Annotated in this window: 23 protein-coding genes; 8 read left to right on the top strand and 15 right to left on the bottom strand. The window is 41.8% G+C overall.

Annotation, left to right across the window (positions count from 1 at the left end):
• The first annotated feature begins 175 nt into the window (after nucleotides 1-175).
• From uvrA to AC1DYB_RS09340, 3 genes are all read left to right on the top strand, one after another.
• Nucleotides 176-3,019, top strand: a complete 2,844-nt coding sequence (uvrA, locus tag AC1DYB_RS09350) for an excinuclease ABC subunit UvrA (RefSeq protein ID WP_477434324.1) — start codon at nucleotides 176-178, stop codon at nucleotides 3,017-3,019.
• A gap of 78 nt (nucleotides 3,020-3,097) precedes the next feature.
• On the top strand, nucleotides 3,098-3,352 hold the full coding sequence (locus AC1DYB_RS09345) for a type II toxin-antitoxin system Phd/YefM family antitoxin (protein ID WP_477391504.1): 255 nt from the start codon (nucleotides 3,098-3,100) through the stop codon (nucleotides 3,350-3,352).
• Nucleotides 3,349-3,603, top strand: a complete 255-nt coding sequence (locus AC1DYB_RS09340; RefSeq protein ID WP_477391505.1) for a Txe/YoeB family addiction module toxin — start codon at nucleotides 3,349-3,351, stop codon at nucleotides 3,601-3,603. Before AC1DYB_RS09345 ends, AC1DYB_RS09340 begins: the two co-directional genes overlap by 4 nt.
• Here AC1DYB_RS09340 and AC1DYB_RS09335 read toward each other — a convergent pair.
• The gene (locus AC1DYB_RS09335) at nucleotides 3,600-4,166 is read right to left on the bottom strand and encodes an RNA polymerase sigma-70 factor (RefSeq protein ID WP_477434322.1); all 567 of its coding nucleotides are present in this window, start codon (nucleotides 4,164-4,166) and stop codon (nucleotides 3,600-3,602) included. The two genes, AC1DYB_RS09340 and AC1DYB_RS09335, sit on opposite strands and share 4 nt — an antisense overlap.
• A 243-nt stretch (nucleotides 4,167-4,409) precedes the next feature.
• Here AC1DYB_RS09335 and AC1DYB_RS09330 point away from each other — a divergent pair, with 243 nt between their 5' ends.
• The 4 genes from AC1DYB_RS09330 (at nucleotide 4,410) to AC1DYB_RS09315 (ending at nucleotide 12,223) form a co-directional block, all read left to right on the top strand.
• The gene (locus tag AC1DYB_RS09330) at nucleotides 4,410-5,471 is read left to right on the top strand and encodes a FecR family protein (protein WP_477434320.1); all 1,062 of its coding nucleotides are present in this window, start codon (nucleotides 4,410-4,412) and stop codon (nucleotides 5,469-5,471) included.
• 160 nt (nucleotides 5,472-5,631) lie between these two features.
• The gene (locus AC1DYB_RS09325) at nucleotides 5,632-9,192 is read left to right on the top strand and encodes a TonB-dependent receptor (RefSeq protein ID WP_477434318.1); all 3,561 of its coding nucleotides are present in this window, start codon (nucleotides 5,632-5,634) and stop codon (nucleotides 9,190-9,192) included.
• A gap of 22 nt (nucleotides 9,193-9,214) precedes the next feature.
• The gene (locus AC1DYB_RS09320; RefSeq protein WP_477434316.1) at nucleotides 9,215-10,996 is read left to right on the top strand and encodes a RagB/SusD family nutrient uptake outer membrane protein; all 1,782 of its coding nucleotides are present in this window, start codon (nucleotides 9,215-9,217) and stop codon (nucleotides 10,994-10,996) included.
• A 96-nt stretch (nucleotides 10,997-11,092) separates the two neighbouring features.
• Nucleotides 11,093-12,223 carry an acyltransferase family protein gene (locus AC1DYB_RS09315; RefSeq protein ID WP_477434313.1) on the top strand — a complete coding sequence of 377 codons (1,131 nt, stop codon included), beginning with the start codon at nucleotides 11,093-11,095 and terminating at the stop codon, nucleotides 12,221-12,223.
• Between the two features lie 256 nt (nucleotides 12,224-12,479).
• Here AC1DYB_RS09315 and AC1DYB_RS09310 read toward each other — a convergent pair whose 3' ends face one another.
• From AC1DYB_RS09310 to AC1DYB_RS09245, 14 genes are all read right to left on the bottom strand, one after another.
• Nucleotides 12,480-12,980: a heavy-metal-associated domain-containing protein gene (locus AC1DYB_RS09310; RefSeq protein ID WP_477391511.1), complete on the bottom strand. Its 501-nt coding sequence runs from the start codon at nucleotides 12,978-12,980 to the stop codon at nucleotides 12,480-12,482.
• 60 nt (nucleotides 12,981-13,040) lie between these two features.
• Nucleotides 13,041-13,421: an HYC_CC_PP family protein gene (locus AC1DYB_RS09305; RefSeq protein WP_477434311.1), complete on the bottom strand. Its 381-nt coding sequence runs from the start codon at nucleotides 13,419-13,421 to the stop codon at nucleotides 13,041-13,043.
• Nucleotides 13,422-13,569: 148 nt separating this feature from the next.
• The gene (locus AC1DYB_RS09300; RefSeq protein WP_477434309.1) at nucleotides 13,570-14,250 is read right to left on the bottom strand and encodes a YiaD family glycine zipper/OmpA-like lipoprotein; all 681 of its coding nucleotides are present in this window, start codon (nucleotides 14,248-14,250) and stop codon (nucleotides 13,570-13,572) included.
• Nucleotides 14,251-14,464: 214 nt separating this feature from the next.
• Nucleotides 14,465-15,802, bottom strand: coding sequence for a sensor histidine kinase (locus tag AC1DYB_RS09295; protein ID WP_477434307.1), 1,338 nt, complete (start codon nucleotides 15,800-15,802; stop codon nucleotides 14,465-14,467).
• A gap of 3 nt (nucleotides 15,803-15,805) precedes the next feature.
• Nucleotides 15,806-16,489, bottom strand: a complete 684-nt coding sequence (locus AC1DYB_RS09290) for a response regulator transcription factor (protein WP_295716875.1) — start codon at nucleotides 16,487-16,489, stop codon at nucleotides 15,806-15,808.
• A 9-nt stretch (nucleotides 16,490-16,498) separates the two neighbouring features.
• Nucleotides 16,499-17,341, bottom strand: coding sequence for a hypothetical protein (locus tag AC1DYB_RS09285; protein ID WP_477434305.1), 843 nt, complete (start codon nucleotides 17,339-17,341; stop codon nucleotides 16,499-16,501).
• 60 nt (nucleotides 17,342-17,401) lie between these two features.
• On the bottom strand, nucleotides 17,402-17,746 hold the full coding sequence (locus AC1DYB_RS09280) for a hypothetical protein (protein WP_295716879.1): 345 nt from the start codon (nucleotides 17,744-17,746) through the stop codon (nucleotides 17,402-17,404).
• Between the two features lie 182 nt (nucleotides 17,747-17,928).
• Entirely contained in the window at nucleotides 17,929-18,876 is a 948-nt protein-coding gene (locus AC1DYB_RS09275; protein ID WP_477434303.1) for an FAD:protein FMN transferase, read from the bottom strand.
• A 235-nt stretch (nucleotides 18,877-19,111) separates the two neighbouring features.
• Entirely contained in the window at nucleotides 19,112-19,765 is a 654-nt protein-coding gene (locus AC1DYB_RS09270; RefSeq protein ID WP_295716883.1) for a metal-dependent transcriptional regulator, read from the bottom strand.
• A gap of 141 nt (nucleotides 19,766-19,906) precedes the next feature.
• On the bottom strand, nucleotides 19,907-20,545 hold the full coding sequence (locus AC1DYB_RS09265; protein ID WP_477434300.1) for a hypothetical protein: 639 nt from the start codon (nucleotides 20,543-20,545) through the stop codon (nucleotides 19,907-19,909).
• A 194-nt stretch (nucleotides 20,546-20,739) separates the two neighbouring features.
• Nucleotides 20,740-21,261, bottom strand: coding sequence for a hypothetical protein (locus AC1DYB_RS09260; RefSeq protein WP_477434298.1), 522 nt, complete (start codon nucleotides 21,259-21,261; stop codon nucleotides 20,740-20,742).
• Between the two features lie 117 nt (nucleotides 21,262-21,378).
• Nucleotides 21,379-23,118 (bottom strand): S41 family peptidase, encoded by a 1,740-nt coding sequence (locus AC1DYB_RS09255; protein ID WP_477434296.1) that lies wholly within the window; start codon nucleotides 23,116-23,118, stop codon nucleotides 21,379-21,381.
• 67 nt (nucleotides 23,119-23,185) lie between these two features.
• Nucleotides 23,186-23,401, bottom strand: a complete 216-nt coding sequence (locus AC1DYB_RS09250; RefSeq protein ID WP_295716888.1) for a hypothetical protein — start codon at nucleotides 23,399-23,401, stop codon at nucleotides 23,186-23,188.
• Between the two features lie 79 nt (nucleotides 23,402-23,480).
• Nucleotides 23,481-24,116: a pyridoxamine 5'-phosphate oxidase family protein gene (locus AC1DYB_RS09245; RefSeq protein ID WP_477434294.1), complete on the bottom strand. Its 636-nt coding sequence runs from the start codon at nucleotides 24,114-24,116 to the stop codon at nucleotides 23,481-23,483.
• 80 nt (nucleotides 24,117-24,196) lie between these two features.
• On the opposite strand from AC1DYB_RS09245, the gene AC1DYB_RS09240 reads away from it, so the two are divergent.
• Nucleotides 24,197-25,648 carry an aminotransferase-like domain-containing protein gene (locus AC1DYB_RS09240; protein ID WP_477434292.1) on the top strand — a complete coding sequence of 484 codons (1,452 nt, stop codon included), beginning with the start codon at nucleotides 24,197-24,199 and terminating at the stop codon, nucleotides 25,646-25,648.
• Nucleotides 25,649-25,708: the final 60 nt, after the last annotated feature.

The raw sequence follows: 25,708 nt of genomic DNA, 5'->3' as shown, positions 1-25,708 counted from the left end.
CGACCTTCCCAGCTGGAAGGTCGGCCTTTTTTGCGTATATTTGCGGGCTAATTAGTGCGTTACTGAATTAGTGATTTGGTGATTTTTTTGCTTCTCCTGTTTATGATTGGCGAGGTTTTTTCTAATTGGTCTTAAAAATCACTAACCCGCTAATTCACTAAATCATCCTTAATATATGATTACAAAAACTGTTGATCTGGGCGAGCAAAGTGAAGTTGAAGTTTACGGAGCCCGGGTACATAACTTAAAAAATATTGATGTTTCTTTTCCGCGCAACAAGCTGGTGGTAATTACCGGTTTAAGCGGCAGCGGTAAATCATCACTGGCATTTGATACTATTTATGCCGAGGGGCAGCGCCGTTATATGGAAACGTTTTCGGCATATTCCCGTCAGTTTATGGGTGGTATGGAACGGCCGGATGTAGATAAGGTATCTGGCCTTAGTCCGGTTATTGCTATTGAGCAAAAAACCACCAGTAAAAACCCACGATCAACCGTAGGCACCATTACCGAGATCTACGATTTTATGCGTTTGCTTTTTGCCCGTACCGGGGATGCTTATTCCTATACTACCGGCGAGAAAATGGAGCGCATGTCTGAAGATCAGATCCTGAAAACCATCACCGAAAAATTTGACGGCGAGCCGGTTAATATCCTGGCCCCGGTGGTAAAGGCCCGTAAAGGTCATTACCGCGAATTATTTGAATCCATACGTAAGCAGGGATACCTTAAGGTTTGGATTGATGGTGCCATGGCCGATGTGGAGCCTAAGATGCAGGTGGATAGGTACAAGATTCATGATATTGATATTGTGGTGGATAGGCTGGTTGTAACAGAAAAAGATAGCAAGCGTTTATACACCTCTGTACAAACCGCGTTAAAAATTGCCAAGGGCATCATTAGGGTGGGCGATAAAGATGGTAATGTAGCCTATTACAGTAAATATTTGATGGACCCGGTTTCGGGCATTTCATATGATGAGCCGCAGCCCAACACATTTTCATTCAACTCGCCTTATGGCGCTTGCGAAAAATGTAATGGCTTGGGTTATATTTTTGAGGTTGATGAAGCTTCTGTTATTCCTAACCCTAAACTTACCATCATGAATGGTGGTTTGGCGCCGATAGGTGAATACCGCGAAACGTGGATTTTCCAGGTGTTGAAGGCATTAGCAAAAAAGTATGAATTTTCGTTAACCACGCCGATAGAAAAACTAAGCCGCGATCACCTAGATATCATCCTGAATGGCGCGCCCGATACGATTAATGTTTCTGTTGAATACAACAAGTGGAATGTGCAAAGCTACTCCATCACTTTTGATGGTATTGTGCGTATGCTTGAGGAGCAGCAGGAACGCCGCAATGATGAAGGCATGGACGATATGGAAAACTATCGTGTGCTTAAAACCTGCCCCGTTTGTGAGGGTGCAAGGTTGAAGAAAGAGTCGTTACATTTTAAGGTAGATAACAAAAACATATTTGAGCTGGCCTGCATGGATATCAATCATCTGCAGGAATGGTTCAATGGGCTGGAAGACAGGCTTACCGAACGCCAGAATGTTATCGCCAAAGAGATATTGAAAGAGATTAGAGCACGAATAGTGTTTCTGCTGGATGTAGGGCTGAGCTATTTAACGCTCGATCGTACGGCCAAAACGCTTTCAGGTGGCGAGGCGCAGCGCATCCGGCTGGCCACGCAAATTGGCTCGCAGTTGATGAATGTAATGTACATTTTGGATGAGCCAAGTATCGGTTTGCATCAGCGCGATAATGAGCGTTTAATAAATGCCCTCAAAAACCTGCGCGACCTGGGTAACACCGTTTTAGTGGTTGAGCACGATAAAGATATGATACTGGAAGCCGACCATGTGATAGATATGGGCCCGGCAGCCGGCGTACACGGCGGGCAGATAGTTGCACAGGGAACTCCTGCGCAGCTAATGAAAGAGCATACGCTCACAACCTCCTATATTAATGGCGAGCGTTCTATCGCTGTGCCCGAAAAGAGGAGAGAGGGTAACGGCAAAACCTTAAGCCTTAAAAAAGCAACCGGTCATAACCTTAAAAAGGTATCGGTTGATTTCCCCCTGGGTAAGCTTATTGGCGTTACAGGCGTATCGGGTAGTGGTAAATCAAGTTTAATTACCGAAACTTTATACCCTATTTTAAACCATCATTTTTTCAGGGCCAAAAAACATCCGCTGCCTTATGATAAAATTGAGGGCCTGGAAAATATTGATAAGGTGATCGAGATAGATCAAACACCTATCGGGCGTACGCCACGCTCAAATCCGGCTACTTATACCGGTGTGTTCTCGGATATCCGTAATTTGTATGTTGCTTTGCCCGAGTCGCGGATCAGGGGATATAAACCGGGACGTTTCTCGTTCAACGTAAAAGGTGGCAGGTGCGAAACCTGCCAGGGTGCCGGTATGAAAGTGATAGAGATGAACTTTTTACCGGATGTACAGGTGCCTTGCGAAGAATGTGGCGGTCGCCGTTACAACCGCGAAACGCTGGAAGTACGTTACCGCGGTAAATCCATCAGCGATGTACTGGATATGAGTATTGAAGATGCCACCCCATTTTTTGAACATATCCCGGCCATCTATCGTAAAATAAAAACCTTGTTTGATGTGGGGTTGGGCTATATTACGTTGGGCCAGGCATCAACCACCTTATCGGGTGGAGAGGCACAGCGTGTTAAGCTGGCTACCGAATTATCCAAAAAAGACACAGGTAATACTTTTTATATATTGGATGAACCAACAACCGGTTTGCATTTTGAAGATATCAACGTGCTGTTGGGTGTGCTTTATCAATTGGTTGATAAAGGCAACACGGTTTTGGTTATCGAACACAATCTGGATGTAATTAAGGTGGTTGATCACGTAATTGACCTTGGTCCCGAAGGCGGCTCTGGTGGTGGAAAGATCCTTTTCAGCGGTACGCCCGAAGGTTTGTGCAAGGTAAAAGATAGCTTTACCGGCCAGTTTTTAAAGAAGGAAATGGGGCTGTAGGAAGAAAAGTTACAAACCACACGTACAGCTTCTTGTACATGTGGTTTGTGTTTTATATCTTTATTTAAAATTAAGCAGATGGAAGTCACCACATATACAACCTTCAGGCAGCAGTTAAAGTACTTTTTGGATAAAGTGCGTAATGATCATAAACCTTTGGTAGTTACAAGCATCAACGCAGAAGACGTTGTGGTTATTTCCAAAGCTGATTATGAGAGTATGGAAGAAACTTTCTATCTACTTAAAAGCCCAAACAATGCCGCCCGGCTTATGAAAAGTATCGAGGATTTTAACAAAGGTATCGGTACAGAAAGAAAACTTATTGAAGAGTGAGAATAATTTTCGCTGATCAGGCATGGGATGATTATTTATACTGGCAAGCCACAGATAAATCTATCCTAAGAAAGATAAACTCTTTGGTAAAAGAAATAGAAAGAACCCCTTTTGAAGGTTCGGGCAAGCCAGAGCCTTTAAAACATAATTTAGCAGGATTGTGGTCCCGCAGGATAAATCTGGAACATCGTTTGGTATATAAGATCGAAAATGACTCGATTCATATACATCAATGCCGTTATCACTACTAAAAAAACAACAAATAACTCACATGCTTCAGCGTTTGCCTTAGCTTTTCAAGGGCGATACTTACCTGGCGTTCTACAGTTTTGGGCGAGATATTAAGCTGGCTGGCAATCTCTTTATACTTCATATCGCTAAAGCGGCTCAGTACAAAAATTTCACGGCATTTTTCTGGGAGGGTATTGATGGCAGCTTTTATCTGGCGGGCCAGTTCCTTTTCTTCGTAGCCGTTTTCAACAGTGCGGCGCATTTCATCAAACAGATCGTTTTTTTCAAGATAGCTAACGTATAGGTTCTCTATCTTTTGGTGCTTTAAATAATTAAGACTGCGATTTTGCACCATCTTATATAGGTATGAGCTTACCGATGTTGAAAAAGTAACCTCGTGCCCTTTCTCCCATAAATCGGTAAATACATCAGCTACTATCTCTTCGGCAACCGACAGGTCATTCACAAAGCGATTGGCAAAAAGCGTAAGGCGGGTGTAATGAAGTTTAAATAAAACTTCAAACGCCCGGGCATCACCCTGCGTGAGTTTTGTAATTAAGGCGTCGGCGGGTTTGGTAATCATCTATTCATATTACAAGTAAAATGAAATACTTTTTAAAAAACTTTAACAAGTTAGCGATTAAAATTTGAAAGATTCAAATTTAATATGGAAATAATGATAAGCTAATGTACAAAAATTCTGTGTTAACTGCGTTGTGCGCAATTAGCGGGTGGCTTTTTATGATATCTCCCAATTTAATGAAAAAATATTTTCAAAGCGCTTGAGGGTATCCGCTTTTTCAATTGTCTTGTAGTCATAATAAGAATGGACAACGAAGAGATAAAAATTTTACTGGTAAAGTATATAACCCGCGAAGCCGATGAAAAGGAGACCGCGCAGGTAAGGGAATGGGTAAGCGCGCACCCGGAGAATGAACAGTATTTTGCACAGTTGTATGAAACCTGGCAAAATATGCTGTACCTGCAGCAGGGAGTGGTGAATGAGGAAAAATCCTTTGATAAATTTGCTTTGGCAACAATACCGCAGGAGGCAAAATATGTGAGGCTAAAAGTGTGGAGTAAGGTAGCCGCTGTGGTAGCCATGTTTGGCGTGCTTACAGCGTTGCTGGTAAACCATTACTCACAAAATATTCAGCGTGTAAGGCAGGTATCGGTTAAAAATGGCGGCATCAAAAAAATAATTTTAAATGATGGTACCATTGTTTGGTTAAACGCAGGGAGCAAGCTTAATTACAGTACTAATTTTAATAAAACCAACCGCACGGTTTACCTGGAGGGCGAAGCTTTTTTTGAGATAGCTCCGGGGAAAAAAACTATTCCTTTTTTGGTTAACACTAAAAATTATACCATCAGGGATATCGGTACAAAATTTAACCTGAAGGCTTATCCTAACGATTCGTTTTTTGAAACAACAGTGGTAAAAGGAGAAGTATCAGTTGAGGGCAATGTAGATAACAACGCCAATGAAATGAGCCGTATTTATGTGAAACCACAACAGGTGCTCAGGATCTTTTATCCCAAAGCAGAGCGATACGCGGCAAAACAGGATGATAAAGAGCTAAAAAACCTGAACGAGATACAGGTGCTGCAGGTGGATTCGGCGAAGCTGAACCGGTATGACGGCTGGAAAGATGATTTGCTGGTGTTTGATGGCAATACGCTTGATGAGATCTCCCGGGTGCTGGAGCGCAGGTACAATGTGAAAATTATGATGGATGATACCGTGCTGCAAAACATCCGCTACTCCGGCAGTTTTAAAAATGTGGCCAGTATTGATAAGGTTCTGGAGTTAATAAAGGGCAATACGGCTATCAACTATGCTATAACGGGTAACACTGTAAACATTACTAAAAACAATAAAAATTAATCAGCTAATCTTAAAAACTAAAAAACAAACTATGATAAAAAACTAACGCTCTCTTTCAAAATAAAAAACCCGAAGTGCGCTAACACCCGGGTCCTATAAATCAATAGCTAATACCCTACGCTTGGGGAAGCATCGTATTAACTAATTAAAACACAAATTTATGATAAATTTTGACAGAAAATCTGTAATGGCTGTGCGTGCATGGCAAAAAACGATTAAAATTATGAAGCTTGTAACTGTTTTACTCTTAACGGGAATAATGCAAATACACGCTGCCGCTTACTCGCAAAATGTTTACAACTTTAGTGTGAACAATATATCTGTTAAACAGATGTTTAAGCAGATTGAGAAAAGCAGCAAGTACACGGTTTTTTACCGGCTTGACCAGGTTAACGTAGATAAAAAGATCAACGTTGAACTACAGGATGCCAGCATTGAAACGGTAATGAACCATGTACTTAAAAATCAACAGCTCACCTTCCAGGTGGTGGATGATATCATTATTATTAAACCAACAGATGGGGAGGCCATTGTCACCCTTACGGTAACAGGTACAGTTACCGATGCTGCCGGCGCACCATTACCGGGAGTAAGTATAAAGCTTAAGGGAAGTACCTTAGGTACAGTTACCAATATTGATGGTAAGTATAGCTTAACGCTGCCCGATGGTACCGGATCACTTCTTTTTAACTTTTTGGGTTTTACCCCCCAGGAGATAGCTGTTAACGGGAAAACCATCATCAACGTAAAATTGGTAGAGGAGTCAAAGGCCCTCAACGAGGTAGTTGTGGTTGGTTATACCACCCAAAAGAAAAAGGACCTTACCGGTGCTGTGGCTGTTGTAAATGTTAAAGATTTAAATAAACAGGCTTCATCATCAGTAAACAGCCAGCTACAGGGCCAGGCATCTGGTGTTACAGTAACGGGCTCGGGCCAGCCGGGCGAAGAACCCCAGGTACACATCAGGGGTTTTAACACATTTGGAGATAATACGCCATTGTACGTGGTGGATGGAATGGAAACTTATGATGTAAGTACCATTAACCCCAATGATGTGGAATCGTTACAGGTGTTAAAGGATGCAAGTTCAGCCTCTATATATGGGGCGAGGGCGGCAAACGGGGTTATCATCATTACCACTAAAAGAGGTAAGGGTAAAGTAAGTGTACAATACGATGCTTATTATGGCACACAGGTGCCTAAAGGAGGAAACGTTTGGAATACGCTTAACCCGCAGCAGATGGCCAACCTGCAGTTAACAGCACAAAAAAACTCGGGTATTACTGATCTCCAGGATCCGTTGTATAATCCTTCGGGTACCGGAACAACCTTTACACTGCCTGATTATATAACACCTGCCGGGGCTAAAGAAGGTGATCCATCAGTAAACCCTTCAAAATATTATGTAAACCCTTTTTATACATCGCCCAACGACTATAATAATTTTTACAGGATAACAAGGGCCAATAAAGCCGGTACAGATTGGTATCATGAGTTATTTAATTCCGCGCCGATAGAAAGTCATAACTTAACATTAAGTGGCAGTACCGAACAGGCAAACTACCTGTTTTCGCTTAACTATTTTAATCAGCAGGGTACGTTGATAGATACCTATCTTAAACGGTACACATTACGCTCAAACACCAACTTTAATATAACCAAACACATCAGGGTAGGCGAAAACCTGTCATATTCCATTACAAGAACGCCACAGGTAGCCGCGGCCAACCATGCACAGATCACCGCCAACAGTCCGGATGGCGTTATCGCTATGGGCTTGAGAGAGCAGCCAATAATCCCGGTTTATGATATAAAAGGTAATTATGCCGGTAGTTATGGTACCGGCCTGGGCGATGCCAATAACCCGGTGGCTATACAGCAGCGCACCAAAAACAATGGTTCTACAGCTTACCGCCTGTTGGGTAACATGTTTGCCGAAGCGGATATTTTTAAGGGGCTTACCCTGCGTACCAGTTTTGGAGGCGATATCACCAATAGCAACGACCACGCGTTTACCTATCCAACCTATGAAAACGTTGAAAATTCTCTCATAAACAGCTATAACGAAAACTCTGCCAATAGTTACAGTTATAACTGGACCAATACCCTTACCTATCAAAAAATCTTCGGGAAGCATAATCTTAACGTTGTGGTAGGTACCGAGTCGGTTGAAACGTATGATAAAAGCCTTGGAGGCAGTATACAAGGCTTTTATAATTTTGATCCTGATTATGTGAACCTTTCAACAGGTACAACAAACAAAAACAATTACAGTAGTAAAAGCTCCACATCGTTGTTGTCTGAATTTGCGCGTCTTGATTATATTTATGATAACAAATACCTGTTTAACGCCACCATTCGCCGCGATGGTTCATCAAAATTCCCGGTAGACCAACGCTACGGTTATTTCCCTGCATTTAGCGCGGGCTGGCGTATCTCACAGGAGAGTTTTCTTAAAGATGTAAAATGGCTTACCGATCTTAAAGTAAGAGGTGGCTGGGGTATAATGGGTAACCAGATTAATATGGGATCAAAGGATGCTTATACCACCTTTGGTACTAATATTGGCCAGTCATATTATCCCTTAGATGGTAATTCCGCATTGTTGCCGGGCTTTTACCAGGATCAGATAGCCAACCCACATGCTTTATGGGAAAAGGACATCAACTCCAACTTTGGGTTTGATGCTACCATACTTGATGGCAAAATAGCAATAACAGCCGATTACTATCGTAAGGATATAAAGGATCTTTTATACGCCGCCACGCAATTAGGTACAGCCGGTAACGGGCAGGTGCCCGCTCAAAACGTGGGTAAAATGAAAACCGAAGGCCTTGATATATCTGTAACCGGCAATATCAGAGCGAGCAAAGACCTTAATTTTAGTGCTACCGGTACTGTAACTACCTATAACAATAAAATATTAAAAGTATCTGATGACAGAACCTATTTTGTAGGCGATGCCACAAGCCGCTTTGATAGCCCAATTACCAGGAGCGCCGTGGGCCACTCATTAGGTGAATTTTACGGATACCAGGTAGTAGGCTTTTGGAATAACCAGGGCCAGATTGATGCCGCCGATGCCAGTGCTCAAAAAATAAGTAACGATCCAAATGCAGTTTACCAATCAGATACAAAGGTTGGCCGTTTCAGATATAAGGATGTAAATGGTGATGGTATAATTACCGATGCTGACCGTACATTTATTGGCAATCCTAATCCTAAGGTTACTGCAGGGCTAAACCTGGGTGTAAATTATAAAAACTTTGATGCCAGCATATTTCTTTATGGCTCATTCGGCAACAAATTGTGGAACAGTGTTAAATACTGGAGAGACTTTTATGCTTCATTCGGTACAGCTAAAAGCTACACTGCCCTTAATGATTCATGGACTCCAACGCATCAAAATGCCAAGGCTCCTATACAGGAATTGGATGCATCAACCAGCAGCGGAGCAACCCCAAACTCGTATTTTGTTGAAAACGGAACTTATGTGCGTATGCGTAACGCGCAAATTGGCTACTCTTTTAATATCAACAGTTTAAAAAAGATTGGTGTTCAAAAGTTAAGGATCTATGTATCGGCAACCAACCTGTTTACCTTAACAGGTTACAGCGGGATTGACCCCGAGCTGAGTGGTAATACCAAAGACTTTGGTATTGACGAAGGCAGCTATGCCAGTCCACGTACATTTTTATTCGGAGTTAATTTTTCATTATAACAACAGCATTAAAAGTATTACAATGAAAGCAAAAAAATATTTCAGCATCATGTTGTTCAGCGTTTTGGCTCTTGGTGCATGTAAAAAAACATTTCTTGATAAACCAATTACAGGTGCGCTTGAGCCGCAGTTTTTGGAGACAGAAGCAGGAGCTAATGAACTGCTTGTAGGCGCTTATGCCGTTTTAGACGGACAGCAGGGTGGAGACGCTGCTATAGGCGGCGGCGGAGCCTGGGAGGCATCGCCCGATAACTGGATATATGGAGGAGTTGCGGGTGGTGATGCTTCAAAGGGAAGTATTGCCGGTGATCAGCAGCCCATTGAACCTATCCTTAAGTATAACCCCGATGCAAGCAACGGCTTTTTTGATAGTAAATGGAGGGCCGATTTTGAAGGCGTTTCAAGAACCAATAACACTATTAAAATAACAGGAAAGGTTGCCGTAATTACTGCCGCGGCAAAAACGAATATATTGGCCCAGGCGAAGTTTTTACGTGGGCATTATTATTTCGATCTGAAAAAGATGTTTAATAATGTGCCTTATCTTGATGAAACCACAACGGATATCAATCAGCCCAACACAACTGATATTTGGCCAAAAATTGAGGCTGATTTTAAATACGCGTATGATAATTTGCCTAATACACAGGATAATGTAGGCCGTGCCAACAAGTGGGCGGCGGGTGCTTATTTAGCAAAAACATATTTATATGAACATAAATATGCCGAGGCAAAAGTGGTTTTTGATGCTGTAATAGGCCAGGGTGTAACAGCATTGGGGCAAAAGTATACGTTGAACACCAAGTTTAACGATAATTTCAGGGCCGCAACTAATAACAGCGCCGAGTCTGTTTTTGCGGTGCAGGCAGCTGCCAATACAGATCCGGGTGGTCCTTCAAATGCCAACAATGGCGATATGCTGAATTTTCCTTACGGTAATAGCAGTCCGTTTAGTTGCTGCGGTTTTTATCAGCCTTCCATTGATCTGGCAAACCATTTCCGCACAAATGCGGTTACCGGCTTACCATACCTTGACGATTACAACAGCCATGCTTTAAAAACGGATATGGGCATTGCCGCCGATGGAGATTTTACCCCCGAGGCTGGAACAGTTGATCCGCGGTTAGACTGGACTGTTGGTCGCAGAGGCATTCCTTTTCTTGACTGGGGCTTACACCCAGGTACCGATTGGATAAGGGATCAGCAGTACGCGGGCCCTTACTCGCCCATTAAAAATGTTTACGGCCAGGCCGAGCAAACTACCAATGGTGATAATACATCATGGGCTCCAGGCTCTGGCATCAATTATAACCTGATCCGTTATGCCGATGTATTGCTCATGGCTGCCGAGGTTGAAGCACAACTTGGTAATTTTGATAAGGCAGAAAGTTATGTTAATATGGTGCGCAACCGGGCCGCCAATACAACAGGGTGGGTGCATAGTTATAAAAATGATGATAACCCTACCGCGGGCTTTACCAATACGCCTGCAGCAAATTATAAAGTGAGCCCTTATTTGCCCGGCGCTTTTGCAAGTAAGGATTTTGCACTTAAAGCCATTTATTTTGAACGGAAAATTGAGTTAGCCATGGAAGGTCATCGCTTTTTTGACCTCGTAAGATGGGGTATTGCTGATACAGAGCTTAATGCTTATATCGCTTATCAAAGTACGCTAACCAATGATGTTAAAGGGGGCAAGTTTGTGAAGGGTAAAAGCGAATACTACCCAATTCCACTTACCGAGATTGACTTGAGCGCGAAAAGTGGCGCCCCGGTACTTAAACAAAACCCAGGATACCATTAATTAATGCTGCCGGGATAGCAATATCCCGGCATATTTTATAGACTACCGGGTATTGTTCCCTGCTGCAAACCGGTAAAATTTTTTTTAAACCAAAACATGAACAAATCATCAACACGATTTTTATCGCTGGATGTATTTAGAGGGATGACCATATGTTTTATGATCATTGTAAATACACCTGGTAGCGGTGCGCAGGCATTTTCGCCATTGGAACATGCGGCCTGGCATGGTTTTACACCTACCGACCTGGTTTTTCCTTCGTTTTTATTTGCCGTTGGTAACGCCATGAGCTTTTCAATGAAACGCTACCTGGAAATGGGCAACGCAGCGGTGCTCGCCAAAATATTTAAACGTACCCTGCTGATATTTTTAATAGGTTACCTGATGTATTGGTTCCCCTTCTTTAGCTTAGATAAGGGACATGTTGAGTTTTCGCCTATAAGCCATACCCGTATTATGGGGGTTTTGCAAAGGATAGCATTGTGCTATTGTTTTGCATCGCTCATGATCCATTTTCTGTCAAAACAATCGGTTATCATATTATCGGTACTGTTTTTAATTGGTTACTGGGTAATCCTGTTGGTTTTTGGTGATCCATCAAACCCATTGAGTATGACCGGGAACGCGGGTATCTTTCTTGATAAATTTGTACTGGGCGATAACCACCTGTATCATGGTGAAAAGATAGCTTTTGACCCCGAAGGAATATTGAGTACGCTGCCTGCTATTGTTAACGTAGTGGTTGGTTATTATGCTGGTAAGTTTATTCAGCAGAAGGGCAAGGGGTATGATGTGATATCTAAAATGTTGCTCATGGGCTGCCTGTTCATATTCCTGGCCTTGTGCTGGAATATGGTATTCCCTATCAATAAAAAATTGTGGAGTAGCTCATTTGTACTGGTTACAACCGGGCTCGACCTGGTGATCCTTTCTTTCCTGGTTTATGCCCTCGAAATAAACGACTGGAACAAAGGTAACTGGACCCGTTTCTTTACCATTTTAGGTAAAAATCCGCTGCCAATTTATGTATTGTCAGAAACCCTGGTTATCTTTTTTTACATGTTCACGGTAAAGGGCGGCAGTTTATATGGCTGGATAAATGATAATTTTTACCAGGTAATAGCGCCGGGCGCAATAGGCTCACTTTTGTTTGCTATTAGCTACATGCTCCTGTGCTGGAGCGTGGGTTGGCTGTTAGATAAGAATAAGATCTATATCAGAGTTTAAAAGATTTTTTTAATATCCCCTACAACAGCGTGGCCGTGAAAATGGTCGCGCTTTTTTCTTGCAAAAAAAACTTTTTGTCATCCTGAACGCAGTGAAGGATCTGTTGTTCGCCATGCTTCTTCGCCCTGTACAGTCGGCGAATAGATCCTTCGTTCCTCAGGATGACAAACCTTTTTTACGTCATTTTCTCCTTCAGAGGCCACCGGATTTTATGACTCGACGGTCGGTTTACCTATTTTAGACAGCCGCTAAAGTTCTATATAGCTAAATGATAGATACGGCCAGATGCCGGAGCGGTATCAGTTACCTGGCCCAGGTATTTTTTGGATACCGATTTTGGCGCGAAACCAAAATCAACAACGGTAACGTTAACAGTACCATTGATGGATTTATCAGCGGGATTAAGCAAGCGGTAGGTATCGCCGCCGTAGCTAAAATAGTTATCGGCAACTTTGGTGTTATCAAAGTTGTAGGTGGCTTTCAGGCTGTTTACCGAGAAGCCGGAATCTTGTACCTTTTTGCTGATCTGCTCAAAGTTTACCGGCACATCATTTTTAAAAGTAATAAGATAAGTATTGCGGATCAGGTCGGTTTTAATTTCGCTTACAAAAGGAAGTGCACGTAAAGATTTTTCTGTTGTTTTGGCACAAAGGGCACATGTAAGGCCGCTAACCTGCAATTCGGCTTTGGTAAACTGTGCTTTGGCAACGGTAGCAGACAGGGAAAACAGGATGATGAATATTTTGAGCGTTTTCATTTTTAAACTACTTTTTGAGATAAACCGAAAGTGAAATTGCCGGGGCGTTCAATTAATTTATCAGTTACGGAAAATGAAGGTTTGGATAAATGTTGCGGTACCTCGCGAGGGTTCGTCGGTTGGTTCCCTGTCAAAAACTTTCGCAAATACAGATTGCCGTGGTGAATAGAAAAGGTTTTTAAAGGGTAACTGTGGTAGTGCAAACGCGAATACTTTGCTAAAAAAAGATGTTGCTTCGTCGTGGAAAGTATCATTAATTTTTGGCTTAACGGGAGTGCGTTTGCAACAATTTGTCTTTCCTGTTGAACTACAATTGATAACTGCCGTATTTGTTTTTACAGAAGCAGCTTTGCTGCCAACATAATGGAGATTAAGAGCAAAGCCCAATACCGTAACAGCGTACAGCACAGTTAGTAATATCGCTCCTGATCTTTTTAACATATAACAAATGTAATTGATTAACTCATTGATTACAAATTGTTTTTTGTGTTATTATAATATCCGTAAAATAAAAAACCCGGCCCTCGCGGCCAGGTTTTTACAATTAACTTGATCTTTTATTATAACAATATATTATTGAAATTGCTTATTACTGACCGGCTTGTTTGGCTTCGTTTTTCATTGTTGAGTTAGCAACAATTACAATCTCTACCCTGCGGTTTTTTGAACGGCCATCAACTGTTGTGTTATCAGCAATTGGTTCAGTTTCGCCTTTTCCGGAAGTTTGTAAACGTGATGAAGCAACGTTGGCTGCGGCTATAAATGATTTTACAGATTCGGCTCTTTGCACAGATAAAGTCATGTTGTGGGCGTTGGAACCAGTATTATCGGTATGGCCAACAATTAAAATATTTGTTTCGGGATTATTTTGAAGCGAGGCCGCTAATTTTTGTAAATTAGATTGAGCTTCTGCTTTAAGCGCCGATTTATCGGTATCAAACAAAATACCTGAATCAAATTTTACCAGGATACCTTCGCCTTCGCGGGTTACGGTAGCACCGGGCACGGTTTGTTTTATTTCTGCAGCCTGCCTATCCATGTTACGGCCAATAAAGGCACCTGCGGTACCACCTACAGCACCACCTATAATAGCTCCTAACGCTGTATTGCCAGCTGCCTTGCCAATAAATGCACCTACGGTACCACCGGCACCGGCACCAATTGCAGCACCCTTTTGCGTTTTGGTTAATGAGTTACAGCCTGCGCTTAAAATGCCTGCTGTTGCTAATGCTAAACTAAAAGTAGCTACCCTTATTCTTAAAGATTTCATAATATTATATATGTATATAAGTTGTTATTTGCAAAGCTAATGCCAAAAGGCATATTCCGTAATATTGAAGGCGAATCATTACTATGGCGTTACTTTTTTAACAATTAAGAAAGTGGATTTCGGGCTTGCATGCACCCTTTAGTGTGGGCACTAAAAAGTGGCTAATTTTTAGTACATCAAATGTAAAATTATCGATACACGGGAAGGGTCCCGGTTAATTATTAACCACTATTAAGGTGGCCGGAAATATAAGTTTAAAAGTGCTGCCCGCATCTTTTTCTGATACTACCTCAATTTCGATATCATGAAAGCCGGCTATTGATTTTACAATTGGCAGGCCAAGCCCAAAACTCTCCTGCTGTAACGACTGGCGGATTTTTTTGAAGCGATTAAATATGGATGGAAGCGCATCGGCGTCAATGCCTATACCTGTATCCGTAATGCTGATGATAAATTTATCATGTACTGCTACTGCCGTTACCCGGATGCTGCCACCTTCGCGGTTATATTTAATAGCATTGTTGATAAGATTAAAAAACAAGTTGAACAGCAGGAATTTATTAATATTAACCAGGTACCAGTTATCGGGTACCGAAATATCATAGCTGATGTTTTTATCCTGTAAGCGAATGGAAATTTCATCGTATACATCCTGCAGTAATTCGCTTACCGCTACTTTGTCTTCCTTTAAAAACTGTTCGTTCTCTATTTGCGATATCAGGAGTAGTGTTTTGGTAATGCTTTTTAAACGGTTCAGGATCTTTTGCATCTCCAGTAAACGCACCTTGATCTCGTCGCTGATATCCTCCTCCTCAAACATGTTCTCAATTTTTGATTGAAGGATGGAGATTGGGGTCATGAGCTCGTGCGAGGCATTAGAAATAAACTCGCGCTCCTTGTGGAATTTATCAGCAATGGTCTCAATCATTTTATGAATGCTCAGATCAAGGTGTTCAAAATCAGAGGTGTTGGTCCGCACTTTTCTGTACGACTGGAAATTGGGGAACTTTTGACCAATCAGTTTTGTTTTTATAATAGTGCGGAGTGGCTTAAGCACATAATTGGAATAAACCTGGTCAGCAAGGATGGTAAGCAGGATCATGCCCAGCAATACCTGGAAAGCTATATTTTGTAGCGGGGTACTGGTTTCATCAAGTGTATCAACACTTTTGCCTATCTCCAGCAGGTAATTTTTATTTTTTACTTTAAAAGTATGGCTTAATATGCGGTATTCAAGCGTATCTCCCTCGCTAAAAAGACGTTTCCCCCTTTTAATGGTATCTAAATAATAATTGGGTTCAACCTCGTCAAGACTTATATATTCGTCTTTGAGGGGCAGGTAACTTCCATACCCTTCGCCGTTTACAATATAGGTTTCAATGCCCCGGCTTTTTACTATTTGGAGTAGTTTGTTTTTTTGTTTTATGAGCTTGCTATCTACATAATTACTACTGATATTTTTGATCAATACCGGTACCAGCAATACAAATAGTATGGCAATCACCAGTTTTGATATGGCGTTAAAAAGCGTAAGTTTTGTTCTGAGTTTCAATACTTAAGCGTTGATTTTAATTTTGTAGCCCAGTCCTCTTACGGTTTCCAGCCAATCGGGCGATGCAAAGGCATTTAATTTTTTCCGGATATTTTTAATGTGCGCATCTATATAGTTGGAGTCGTAATCATTATTAACCACACTGCCCCAAATGTGTTCACTTAGCTGCATGCGGGTAAGGGTGCGATTTTTATGTAAAATTAAATAAGCAATAAGATCAAATTCCTTTTTTGTGATGGCATTTACCGTACTGCTGCCGTATGTAATGGTACGGTTTGTAAGATCGATAAGGAAACCGTCGAGTTCAATTATATTGTTTTTAACACCAAATTTGCGGCGGATTATGGCCTGCATGCGGCTTTGAAGTTCCAATAACGAAAATGGTTTGGGCAGGTAATCATCGGCGCCAAGATCGAGCCCTTTAATTCGGTCGGTAATTTCGGCGCGTGCTGTAAGTATGATACAGGCCGCGTCCGAATCGAGTTTTTTGGCTTCTTTCAGCAGATCAAGTCCCTCATAATCTGGCAGGCCCAGATCTATCAAAATAAAATCGTAGAGATTGGTCGCTATTTTTTCTGATGCCGAAGTTCCATCGTAACAAACCTCGCATATGTAGTTATAATTTGTCAGGAAGATTTCAAGTTCCTGTGCAAGTGCTTTTTCGTCTTCAATTATTAAAACATTCATATACCCGGTTTAATAAAAGAGGTAGTAAAAGGTAAAGTTAAAAAATGATTCTTTTCTGTTTTCAAGCGCCCCCTCAACGTTAACGGGGATAGAGTATCGCCACGATGCTTCCAATGTATAATGCGGCCTGTTATAGGCAATGGGCAATTTAAAACTGTAGTTGAGCATCTTAAACTTCCTGTTATAACGTGCAGAGTTAGGGTCATTGTGTACATAAATATTGTCTATATCATCTTTAAAACGATGGTCAAGAGAATAGCGCTGTACAAAATTTTGGGTGCCCGTTATAAAATTAAAGGATGGATTAAAGGAAAGGTAATCCTTGTCATCAAAAATACTCCAGCTGGTTTCAATGTATTTGGAGTTGGTTACGGTTACAAAAAAATCATTTGATTTGCCAAAAAGGTAATCCATGATCACACTTGTTTTTACGAAGTGCCAATCATAGGAGTTTTTGAGGTTGACATCATTTGATGATGCCGATTTTATAACATTGGCATCTTTATTAAAAATAAAGCGCGTGTAGCTTGCCGCTCCCGAAAAATCTTTAGAAAATTTGTAAAAATATCCACCACCCAAATCTACTTCATCAATCGGCGTGTATCCCAAAACTTTGAGTATTGAACCGTAGGCAAAAAAGCCCTGTTTAGTGTTATAGATAAGATCGCCGGTTACAAACGGGTATTTAACTGGCCCGGTACGACCAAAAAAGAGTGCATCGCTGCCGTAATTTACCCCTACAGAAACAGATTGCTTTCTGATAATGGTATCCGTATCGGCAACAACATGGAGGTTGTTGCTCGTAAAAAGGTCTGTGTTAATACCTGCAGCATATAAGGTATTACTACCCATAACAAAAAAAAGTAAGCAAAGGTACTTCATCAAAAATCGGTAAATTGTTTGTTAACCTGTTTAATTGCCATTTCTTCGTGGTATTTCTGGCGGACGCTCCAATCCTTCGGGCCGACGCTGTCTTTTCGGTTTTGGTTTGGCTGGTGTAGTATTGCCATTTTCGTCAACCTTTTCGGGCTTTGCCTGTCTTCTTGCCTTAGCTACCTCTTTAATTTTATTTTTTTCATCCAGTTCCTGCTGTTTTTTGCTTTTTGACAATATAGTATCCGCAGATAGATTATCATGCAATACCGTAATCATACGGAAATTATAAACAGAATTTAACGGGCTGTTTTTAATAACGGCAGATGATAAATATGGTGCAAATATCAATACGAGGACAATATACGCAAACCACTTTATCATTGGGGGGAAGAAAAACTTAAAATTGTATTCAAATATCGGTCAATTTAAACAGTAATACCCAAGGGGGAGGGGGCTGTTGATAACAATTACGTTACTAAATTATTTAACCGGCAGGTATTGCCCGGATAATTTGTAAATAAACACGTTGCCTGAATAATTGATAGGTTATAATTTATTTTATATCAGATGCTTACATCTTTTGATGTGTAAACCCTGTTTTGATCATCAATAATGATACAAGCTATTTGATTTAGCTGGTTTATTAAATACATACCTGCGTTAACGCCAATATTAATTACCGGCGAAGCCATTGCATCAGAAAGTTCGGCTGTTGGGCTAATGATGCTCACGCTTTTAATTTCGCTTACCGGGAATCCTTTGTTGGCATTTGTCACGCTTTGGAATTTCTTTTTACTTACACTGGCATATTTCTCGGCATTTACTGAAGTAGCAAAACCCATGTCGCTAATGTTAAGATGGGCAAATGGTTGTTTTCTTTGCTCCGGATCGGCAGCTGCAACTGTCCATGGTTTATGGTTAGGCTGGGTTCCCCAGGTTAGCAAATCGCCGCCTGAATTAATTACACCACTGTTTACGCCGTTCATTTGTAAAACGTATTTTGCCCTATCGGCAGCGTAACCTTTGCTATTGGCACCAAAACCAATGCGCATGCCTTTTTCTTTTAAAAAGATGGTTTGTTTAGCGGCGTCAAGTATAACACTCTGGTAGTTGGTTTGCATTACCGAATATGGAGCGGTTTTAACAGGAGCATTTTCAACAAGTGCATTATCATTACCTGTTACATTATTGCCTGTAAAATAGGTAATATCAAAGGCACCATGAGTAAGTTCAGATATTTGCAAAGCTCTGTCAATCAACCTGAATATTTCGCCATTGGCTTTTACCGGTTCAATGCCCGCGTTACGGTTAATTTGTTTAATGTTACTATCATCGCCAAAGGCCGAAAGTAATTTTTCTACCCGGTTAATTTCACAAATGGCAATGTTTATTTGCTCATTGGCCAGTAAGTGATCGTTCCCAACAACACTTATCTCAAACTTATCACCCATTGCGTAAACGTTGCGCCTGTAGGTGGCTAAATTGTTACTTAAAGTTTTTACTGCCAACATAAATGAAATTCTTTATCGTCAAAAAATCAAACAACTCTAATCCTGTTGCAGGGGCGATAAATTTCCTGATAAAAAGGCTACACCGTTACTCTGCAAAAACTAAAGTAGCAGGCTTGTATGAAAATAAGATGAAAAAGGGCTTGTAAATAACGTAAATCGATAATTTACTGCTAATAAAGTTGAAATATTCTTAAATTAGGACGAACGGTTGACAATCTGCAGATCGTTTTTTTAATTAATCTATTAAAATGTTCTCGCCAAATTTTTGAGATACGGTGGTGTTTTCTTTACCGTTGATGCTAATCACAAGGGAATTATCAAAGGGGATCTTTTCTATCAGTTGAATGCGGGTGCCTATGCCAATATCCAGTTTAATAAGATATTGTAAAAAGGTATTGCTGGTATCGCGAACCGCCGCTACACGGCAGGTGGTGCCGGCTTTAAGATCGGTTAGGGTTACTGAAAATGATTTGGGGACCTTGCCATTGGCTTTGGGTATCGGGTCGCCATGCGGATCGTACTCCGGGAAGCCCAGGAATTTATCAAGCCTGTCGGCCAGTGTAATATCGCTGATATGTTCCAGTTCCTCGGCAATATCATGGATCTCGTCCCAATGGTAGCCCAGCTTCTCTAACAAAAAAACTTCCCATAAACGGTGCCTGCGTACTATCAATGTAGCATCTTTTAATCCAAGCTGGGTAAGTTTTACGCCCTGTTTTTTATCATAAGCTATTAATTGCTTTTCGGTAAGCTTGCGTATCATATCCACTACCGATGCCGGGTTGTTACCCAGGGTTTCGGCAATTGCGGTAGGCGTTATCTTAACATCCTTTTGCTGTGCAACGCGATAAATCGCTTTTAAATAATTTTCTTCTGATAGTGTATACATTGCTGTTGACGGGCTAACACACAAACATAAATAAAAACCAGCCGGTTTGTCATGATCAGGCGTTACTAATTGTTGTCATAAGCGCCTAAACGAAAACAGGCCTCCGTTTTAGGGAAGCCTGTAAGTATTAAATTGTAATGATTAATGTCCGCCGTGTCCGCCGCCATGTCCGCCACCGCCATGTCCACCACCACCGTGGTTTTCATGTCCGCCGCCACCGTGATTCTCATGTCCGCCACCACCGTGGTTCTCATGTCCACCGCCACCGCGGTTATCACGACCGCCGCCGTTGCCATGAAATTCAGGACGTCCGTATCCTCTGTTACCATAGTTAGGACGGTTATAAGATCCCCTGCGATCATGGTTGCCTCTCCAATAGTTGGCATACCTTGTATCGCGGCTGTTACGGATAAAACCTTGGTCATGACGGCCCCTGTAACCGGCATATTCTGTTCTGTAAACATCATGCCTTAACCATGGGTTCCTGTCGTTTATAACAACTTTATAGCCATGATACAGGTCATAGTTGCGGTAACGCACCGGTAGGTAGGTATGATGTACCCATATATTGTTATCAAAATAAACATACTCATGGGTAGGTACATCATAATAAGTATCTATATCGGGCATGTAATAATAACTTGCGTGGTCATAACCTACAGGGCCCCAGGCAGGCTGGCTGCCAATATTTAAACCCAGGCTAACGCTTACTTGTGCGCTGGCTGTTTTAATAGCGAAGCAGCTTAGTATTATTGCTGCTGACAGGATGATTTTTTTCATTTGATGATTTTGTTAAAGTACTGCGCCAATACGGATGAATTCATTTATAGTTGCGCATTGTTGGATGTATGACAATATTTAATCCAAAAAGTTTAAAATCATAATGCAGATAGGTCTCTTGCCTGTAACAGCGCATAAAAAAACAGGCTTCCTGTTATGGAAAGCCTGTTTCATATAAAATAAACAATCAAAAATTAATCTCTGTGACCATGACCCTTATCATTTTTACGGTCATCTTTGCGGTCCTCCTTACGGTCGTTACGTACTTCTTTGCGTACAACTTGTCTGTTGCCTTTACCATTGCCGTTGCCATTCCAATGCTTGGTGTATTTCACATCACGGCTGTCGCGGATGATGTTTTGATCATGACGGCCCCTGTAGTTTGCATATTTGGTGCGGTAAACATCGTTGCGAACCCATGGAGTACGTTCGTTTACTACAACCTTGTAGCTATGGTAAACATCGTAATTGCTGTAACGCGGAGGTAATGCGGCTGAATGTATCCACGCGTTATTATTGAAATATACATACTGATGTGTATTTACATCATAGTAGGAATCAATATCGGGCATGTAGTAATAGTCTGCATGATCGTAGCCGGTTGGGCCCCAGTCTGGTTGACTGCCAATATTGATGCTTAAACTTATTTGTGCACTGGCAGGTTTTATTGATAAACAACCTAAAAAAATGGCGGCTGTTAAAATGATCTTTTTCATAGTGTTATTGTTTTGTTTGGAGGTATGACAATAACCGATGAAAAAAGTTTAGTTAAATATGCGGTGCAACGTGTAATTAAGCCGTTACAATTATAAAGTCGGTAATATAACAGCGGCTTATTGATCGTCCTCGCTATCCTTGTCTGCCGCTTTTTTGCCGGCCATAGCCAGCATAGGTTTACCAATAACTTTATAGTTTCCTTCGCCTTTTAGTATGGATGCCAGCTGGACTTTATCCTGCATCGTTTTTACAGCCTGGGCCAGTTCTTTATCGTATTTAAAGTTGGCTTCGTAACGGCCCTTTTCAAAGTAATACCGTGATGCTATCTCGTTTTCAAGCACCTGTTTTATCTCATCCTTATGCTGTTGCAGATCGTTCTTTTTGCTGGTGAGGAGTTTAGCCTTCAAAACATCATATTCGCCCTGGATTTCAGTAAACTGCTTCTCTTTGGTCGCCTCGGTTTTAAGGTTGTTCAGCAGTTTTTCTGATGATGTGGTGTAGTTATAATTTTTATCAGCAAGATATTTTACAAAGTCGTTATAGTCGTTATCTGATAGGTTGAACGATTTGATATCGGCTATTTTAGCATGCTTGTCGCGATATAAGGTGGCGTAATCAAATATTAAAAGTTTGCCCACCAAAGCCTGGGTTACATTGGCAAACCGCTCTTGTTTAATAAAAATATCAGGGTAAATGCCGCTACCATCATAAACCGAGCGGCCATTTTTGGTTTTAAACTCGTGGATTAGTGAATCGGCTACTTTAACAACGCTGCCATCATCCTTGCGGTGGGTATAGTCCAGTTCCTGGATGCAACGGCCCGATGGTACATAGTATTTGGCGATGGTGATTTTTACCAGGCTATTATAAGGCAGGTTAAACGTTTGTTGAACCAGGCCTTTGCCATAGCTGCGCTGCCCTATAATAATGGCACGGTCAAGATCCTGCAATGAGCCTGCAACAATTTCTGATGCCGACGCCGAGTGGCTGTTTACCAATACTACCAGGGGCAAATTAGGCTCAAGGGGAGCACTAACGGTGCTGTAGGTAAAGTTTTTATCTTTTATTTTTCCTTTTTGCGATACTATTTCAACATCTTTTTGCACAAAAAGGTTAACTATTTTTACTGCTTCCTGTAATATGCCGCCACCATTGGAGCGCAGATCCAAAATAATACCACTGGGATTGTTCTTTTTTAGGGATACCAGGGCATTGGTCACTTCGCTGGCAGAGTTTTCCAGGAATTTATCGAGTTTAATATAACCCATGTTGCCGGCAACCATGCCAGAGTAAGAAACATTAGGTTGTTTTATCTCATCACGTACCAGGCTCTTTTCAAATGGCTGGGCAACATTATCGCGTTTAATAAAGAGCCTTATGGCAGCGCCTTTTGAACCTTTAAGCAGCAGGCTTACCTGGTCGTTATTTTTACCATTAAGGTCGATGTCATTTATCTTTAATACCTGATCGCCAGGGCGTACGTCTCCTTTTTGGGCCGGGAAGCCTTCAAATACATCAGATACGTATACTTTGCCATTGCGCGCAAATATGCTGGCGCCAATACCGCCATACTGGGTGCTTACATAATGTAGCTTATAATCCTCAATTTCAGATTCGGGTACAAACTCGGTATAGGGGTCAAGTCCCTCCAGCATAGCATCAACCCCGGTTTTAACCAGCTTGGCCGAGTTGATATCATCAACATAATTGATGTTCACCTCTTTATATACTGATGCAAAAACATCAAGGTTTTTCGATATCTGGAACAGGTCGTCATCAAAAGCCGCAACACCGGCCGCCAGCATTATAACACCGGCAAATAAGCCTATCTTTTTATATTTTCTGAAGATCACCATACCCTGTACAACATTAAAGCATATAAAAATACGAAAAGCTTATCGATTTTTACAAATGCGACCTAATTTACAGCCTGTTATTATCAATATTCACCAATGCCTTTTTCAAGGTAAAGACAACATATTCCCTGTTACGGTTTACCAAATCCATCAATTTGGTTATCAGGGCTTCTTCCTGTCCTTCGGTATATCTTAGTTGCTCATCGCTAAGGTTGTTATACTTACGTTGAACTTTAATTTTTACACGTTCCCAATCTTTATTGGAGATACTGATCTCGGCCATTGTTAAATTATTTTAAGCAAAAATATAAAAAATACACGGCAGCAGAATTTAAAAATCAGGCCGAGCCTGATTTTTAAAACTAAATATGCACAAGATGAGATGGTAATGGCATTCCTTCGCTCAATTTGTCGGGTAAAGGGGGCATCCGTTTGGTTTGCAAGGGGATAAGGCCCGTCCATATCGGGAGGTTTAGGTCTTCATCATCATCAACTGGCATTCCTGTACGGATCTTTGCCGAGGCTTCGTCAATTTTAAAGGCAAGCGCGGTTGTTTTGCGTACCTCGTTTTCCTGTATCGGGCGCAGGTAATCCCAGCTACCGGGCACAATTTTATTGGTGAGCCATTTAAATGCTTCTATTTTGCTTGCCATGTCCTCTACTTTTTCGGCCTGCGCAAATATTACTACCGAGCGGTAGTTAACAGAATGATGAAATGCTGATTTAGCTATCACGAGCGCATCCATCAGTGTTACAGAGATACAAACCGGGATGCCTTTTTCAAGCTCGCGCATCAAGTGGCTGCCCACAGAACCATGTATATAAATACGATCCTCATACCTCACAAAGGCAGTGGGGATGGAATAGGGTTTATTTTCTGATGAATAGCTGATGGTACAGTACAACGCCTCATCAAGGATGGCGTTAATGGTTTCGGGCTCGTAATTTGCCCTTTTAGCTGATCTGCTGGGAATAAGATGTGCTGCTGGAGTTGCCATAATTTTGTTTTTTTATAAAATTATGCGTTTATTGGATCACCATTGTCGCCCAATTTATACAAAAGTGGTAGTCCGGTTTTATGCAGGTATTTTCAACAAGCTTAAGTATAGATAAAGACGCGGTTTTACCGGTTTATATTCAGCTGGCAAACCAATTAATGACTTTGGTAAAGGCCGGCACTTTAAAGGCGGGCCATAGGCTGCCTGGCACCCGGCAACTGGCAGCAGAGTTAAGCGTTCACCGTAAAACGGTTATCAGGGCGTATGATGAGTTGCTTGCACAGGGATGGCTGGAAAGCCGTACAGGCAGCGGCACATACGTGGCCGCGCATTTGCCGGTATCTAAACCTCAAAAGTTGTTGAGTGATACGCATGATGTTGCTAAAGTAGCCGGGTTCGGGGTTAAAATGGCGCCCCATCTTCAACGTAAAATAGCCGATCTGAATATCGAACTGCATCTTGATGATGGTTTCCCGGATGTGCGTATCGCGCCTGTGCTTGATATTTCAAGGGCTTATCGTACACAACTTTTAACCGGAAACCCCTATACCCGTTTAGGCTATGCAGACCCAAAGGGCTCGATATGGTTGCGGGAGGAATTGGCGGCGTATTTAAATATTACACGGGGGCTAAGGGTTACACCGGCCAATATCCTTATTGTGCGCGGCACAGTTATGGGCTTGCACCTGGCCTGTGCGGGCTTGCTGGAGCCGGGAGATACCGTTGTAACAGCCGAACCGGGCTGGGCCGGGGCCGAAATTAATTTTTTGCAGGCCGGGGCCAATCTTTTAAAAATACCGGTTGATGAATACGGGATAGATATCGACATGCTTAATGAGCTTTGCCGTAAGCAGCCCGTGCGGATGGTGTATGTAACATCGCATCATCATTACCCTACTACCGTAGCGTTGCGGGCCGATAGGCGGATCCGTCTACTTTTACTGGCACAAAAGCATGGCTTCATTATTTTTGAGGATGATTACGATTATGATTATCACTATCAAAACAAACCCCTGATGCCGCTGGCGAGCGCCGATGATGCCGGTATGGTGTTGTATTGCGGTTCTTTTTCAAAAACAATATCACCAGCTATAAGGGTTGGGTATTTGGTTGGCCCCGAAAATGTTATTGAACACCTTGCGCAACTTCGCAGAACCATCGACCGGCAGGGCGATACAATGCTCGAAAACGCCATGGCTGAGCTATTACAAAATGGCATTATTCAACGACACCTACGTAAATCATTGCGGATGTACCAGGAACGGAGGGATATTTTTTGCAGTCTGATGGGTGATTTCCTTAAAAACTATGTTGATTTTAAAGTGCCTGATGGCGGCATGGCCGTATGGACACATTTTGATGATAAGATTAACCTGCCCGATCTGGCTCAGGGTGCATTAAAAAAAGGACTCTACTTCCAGGGCGAAAATAATCTGTCGGCCCCTAATTTTACCCGGTTGGGCTTTGCATCCTCAACACCTGCAGAGCTGGAACGTTGTGTAGAAATACTGGCCAAACTACTTGCAAAATGACAAGCAGTAAGGTCATGCTGATTTATTTTTATCTCTTTATAAAAATAACGCTTAAGCAAC

Source organism: Mucilaginibacter sp. P2_A4 (assembly GCF_056405015.1).
This window is presented reverse-complemented; position numbering and strand designations above follow the sequence as displayed.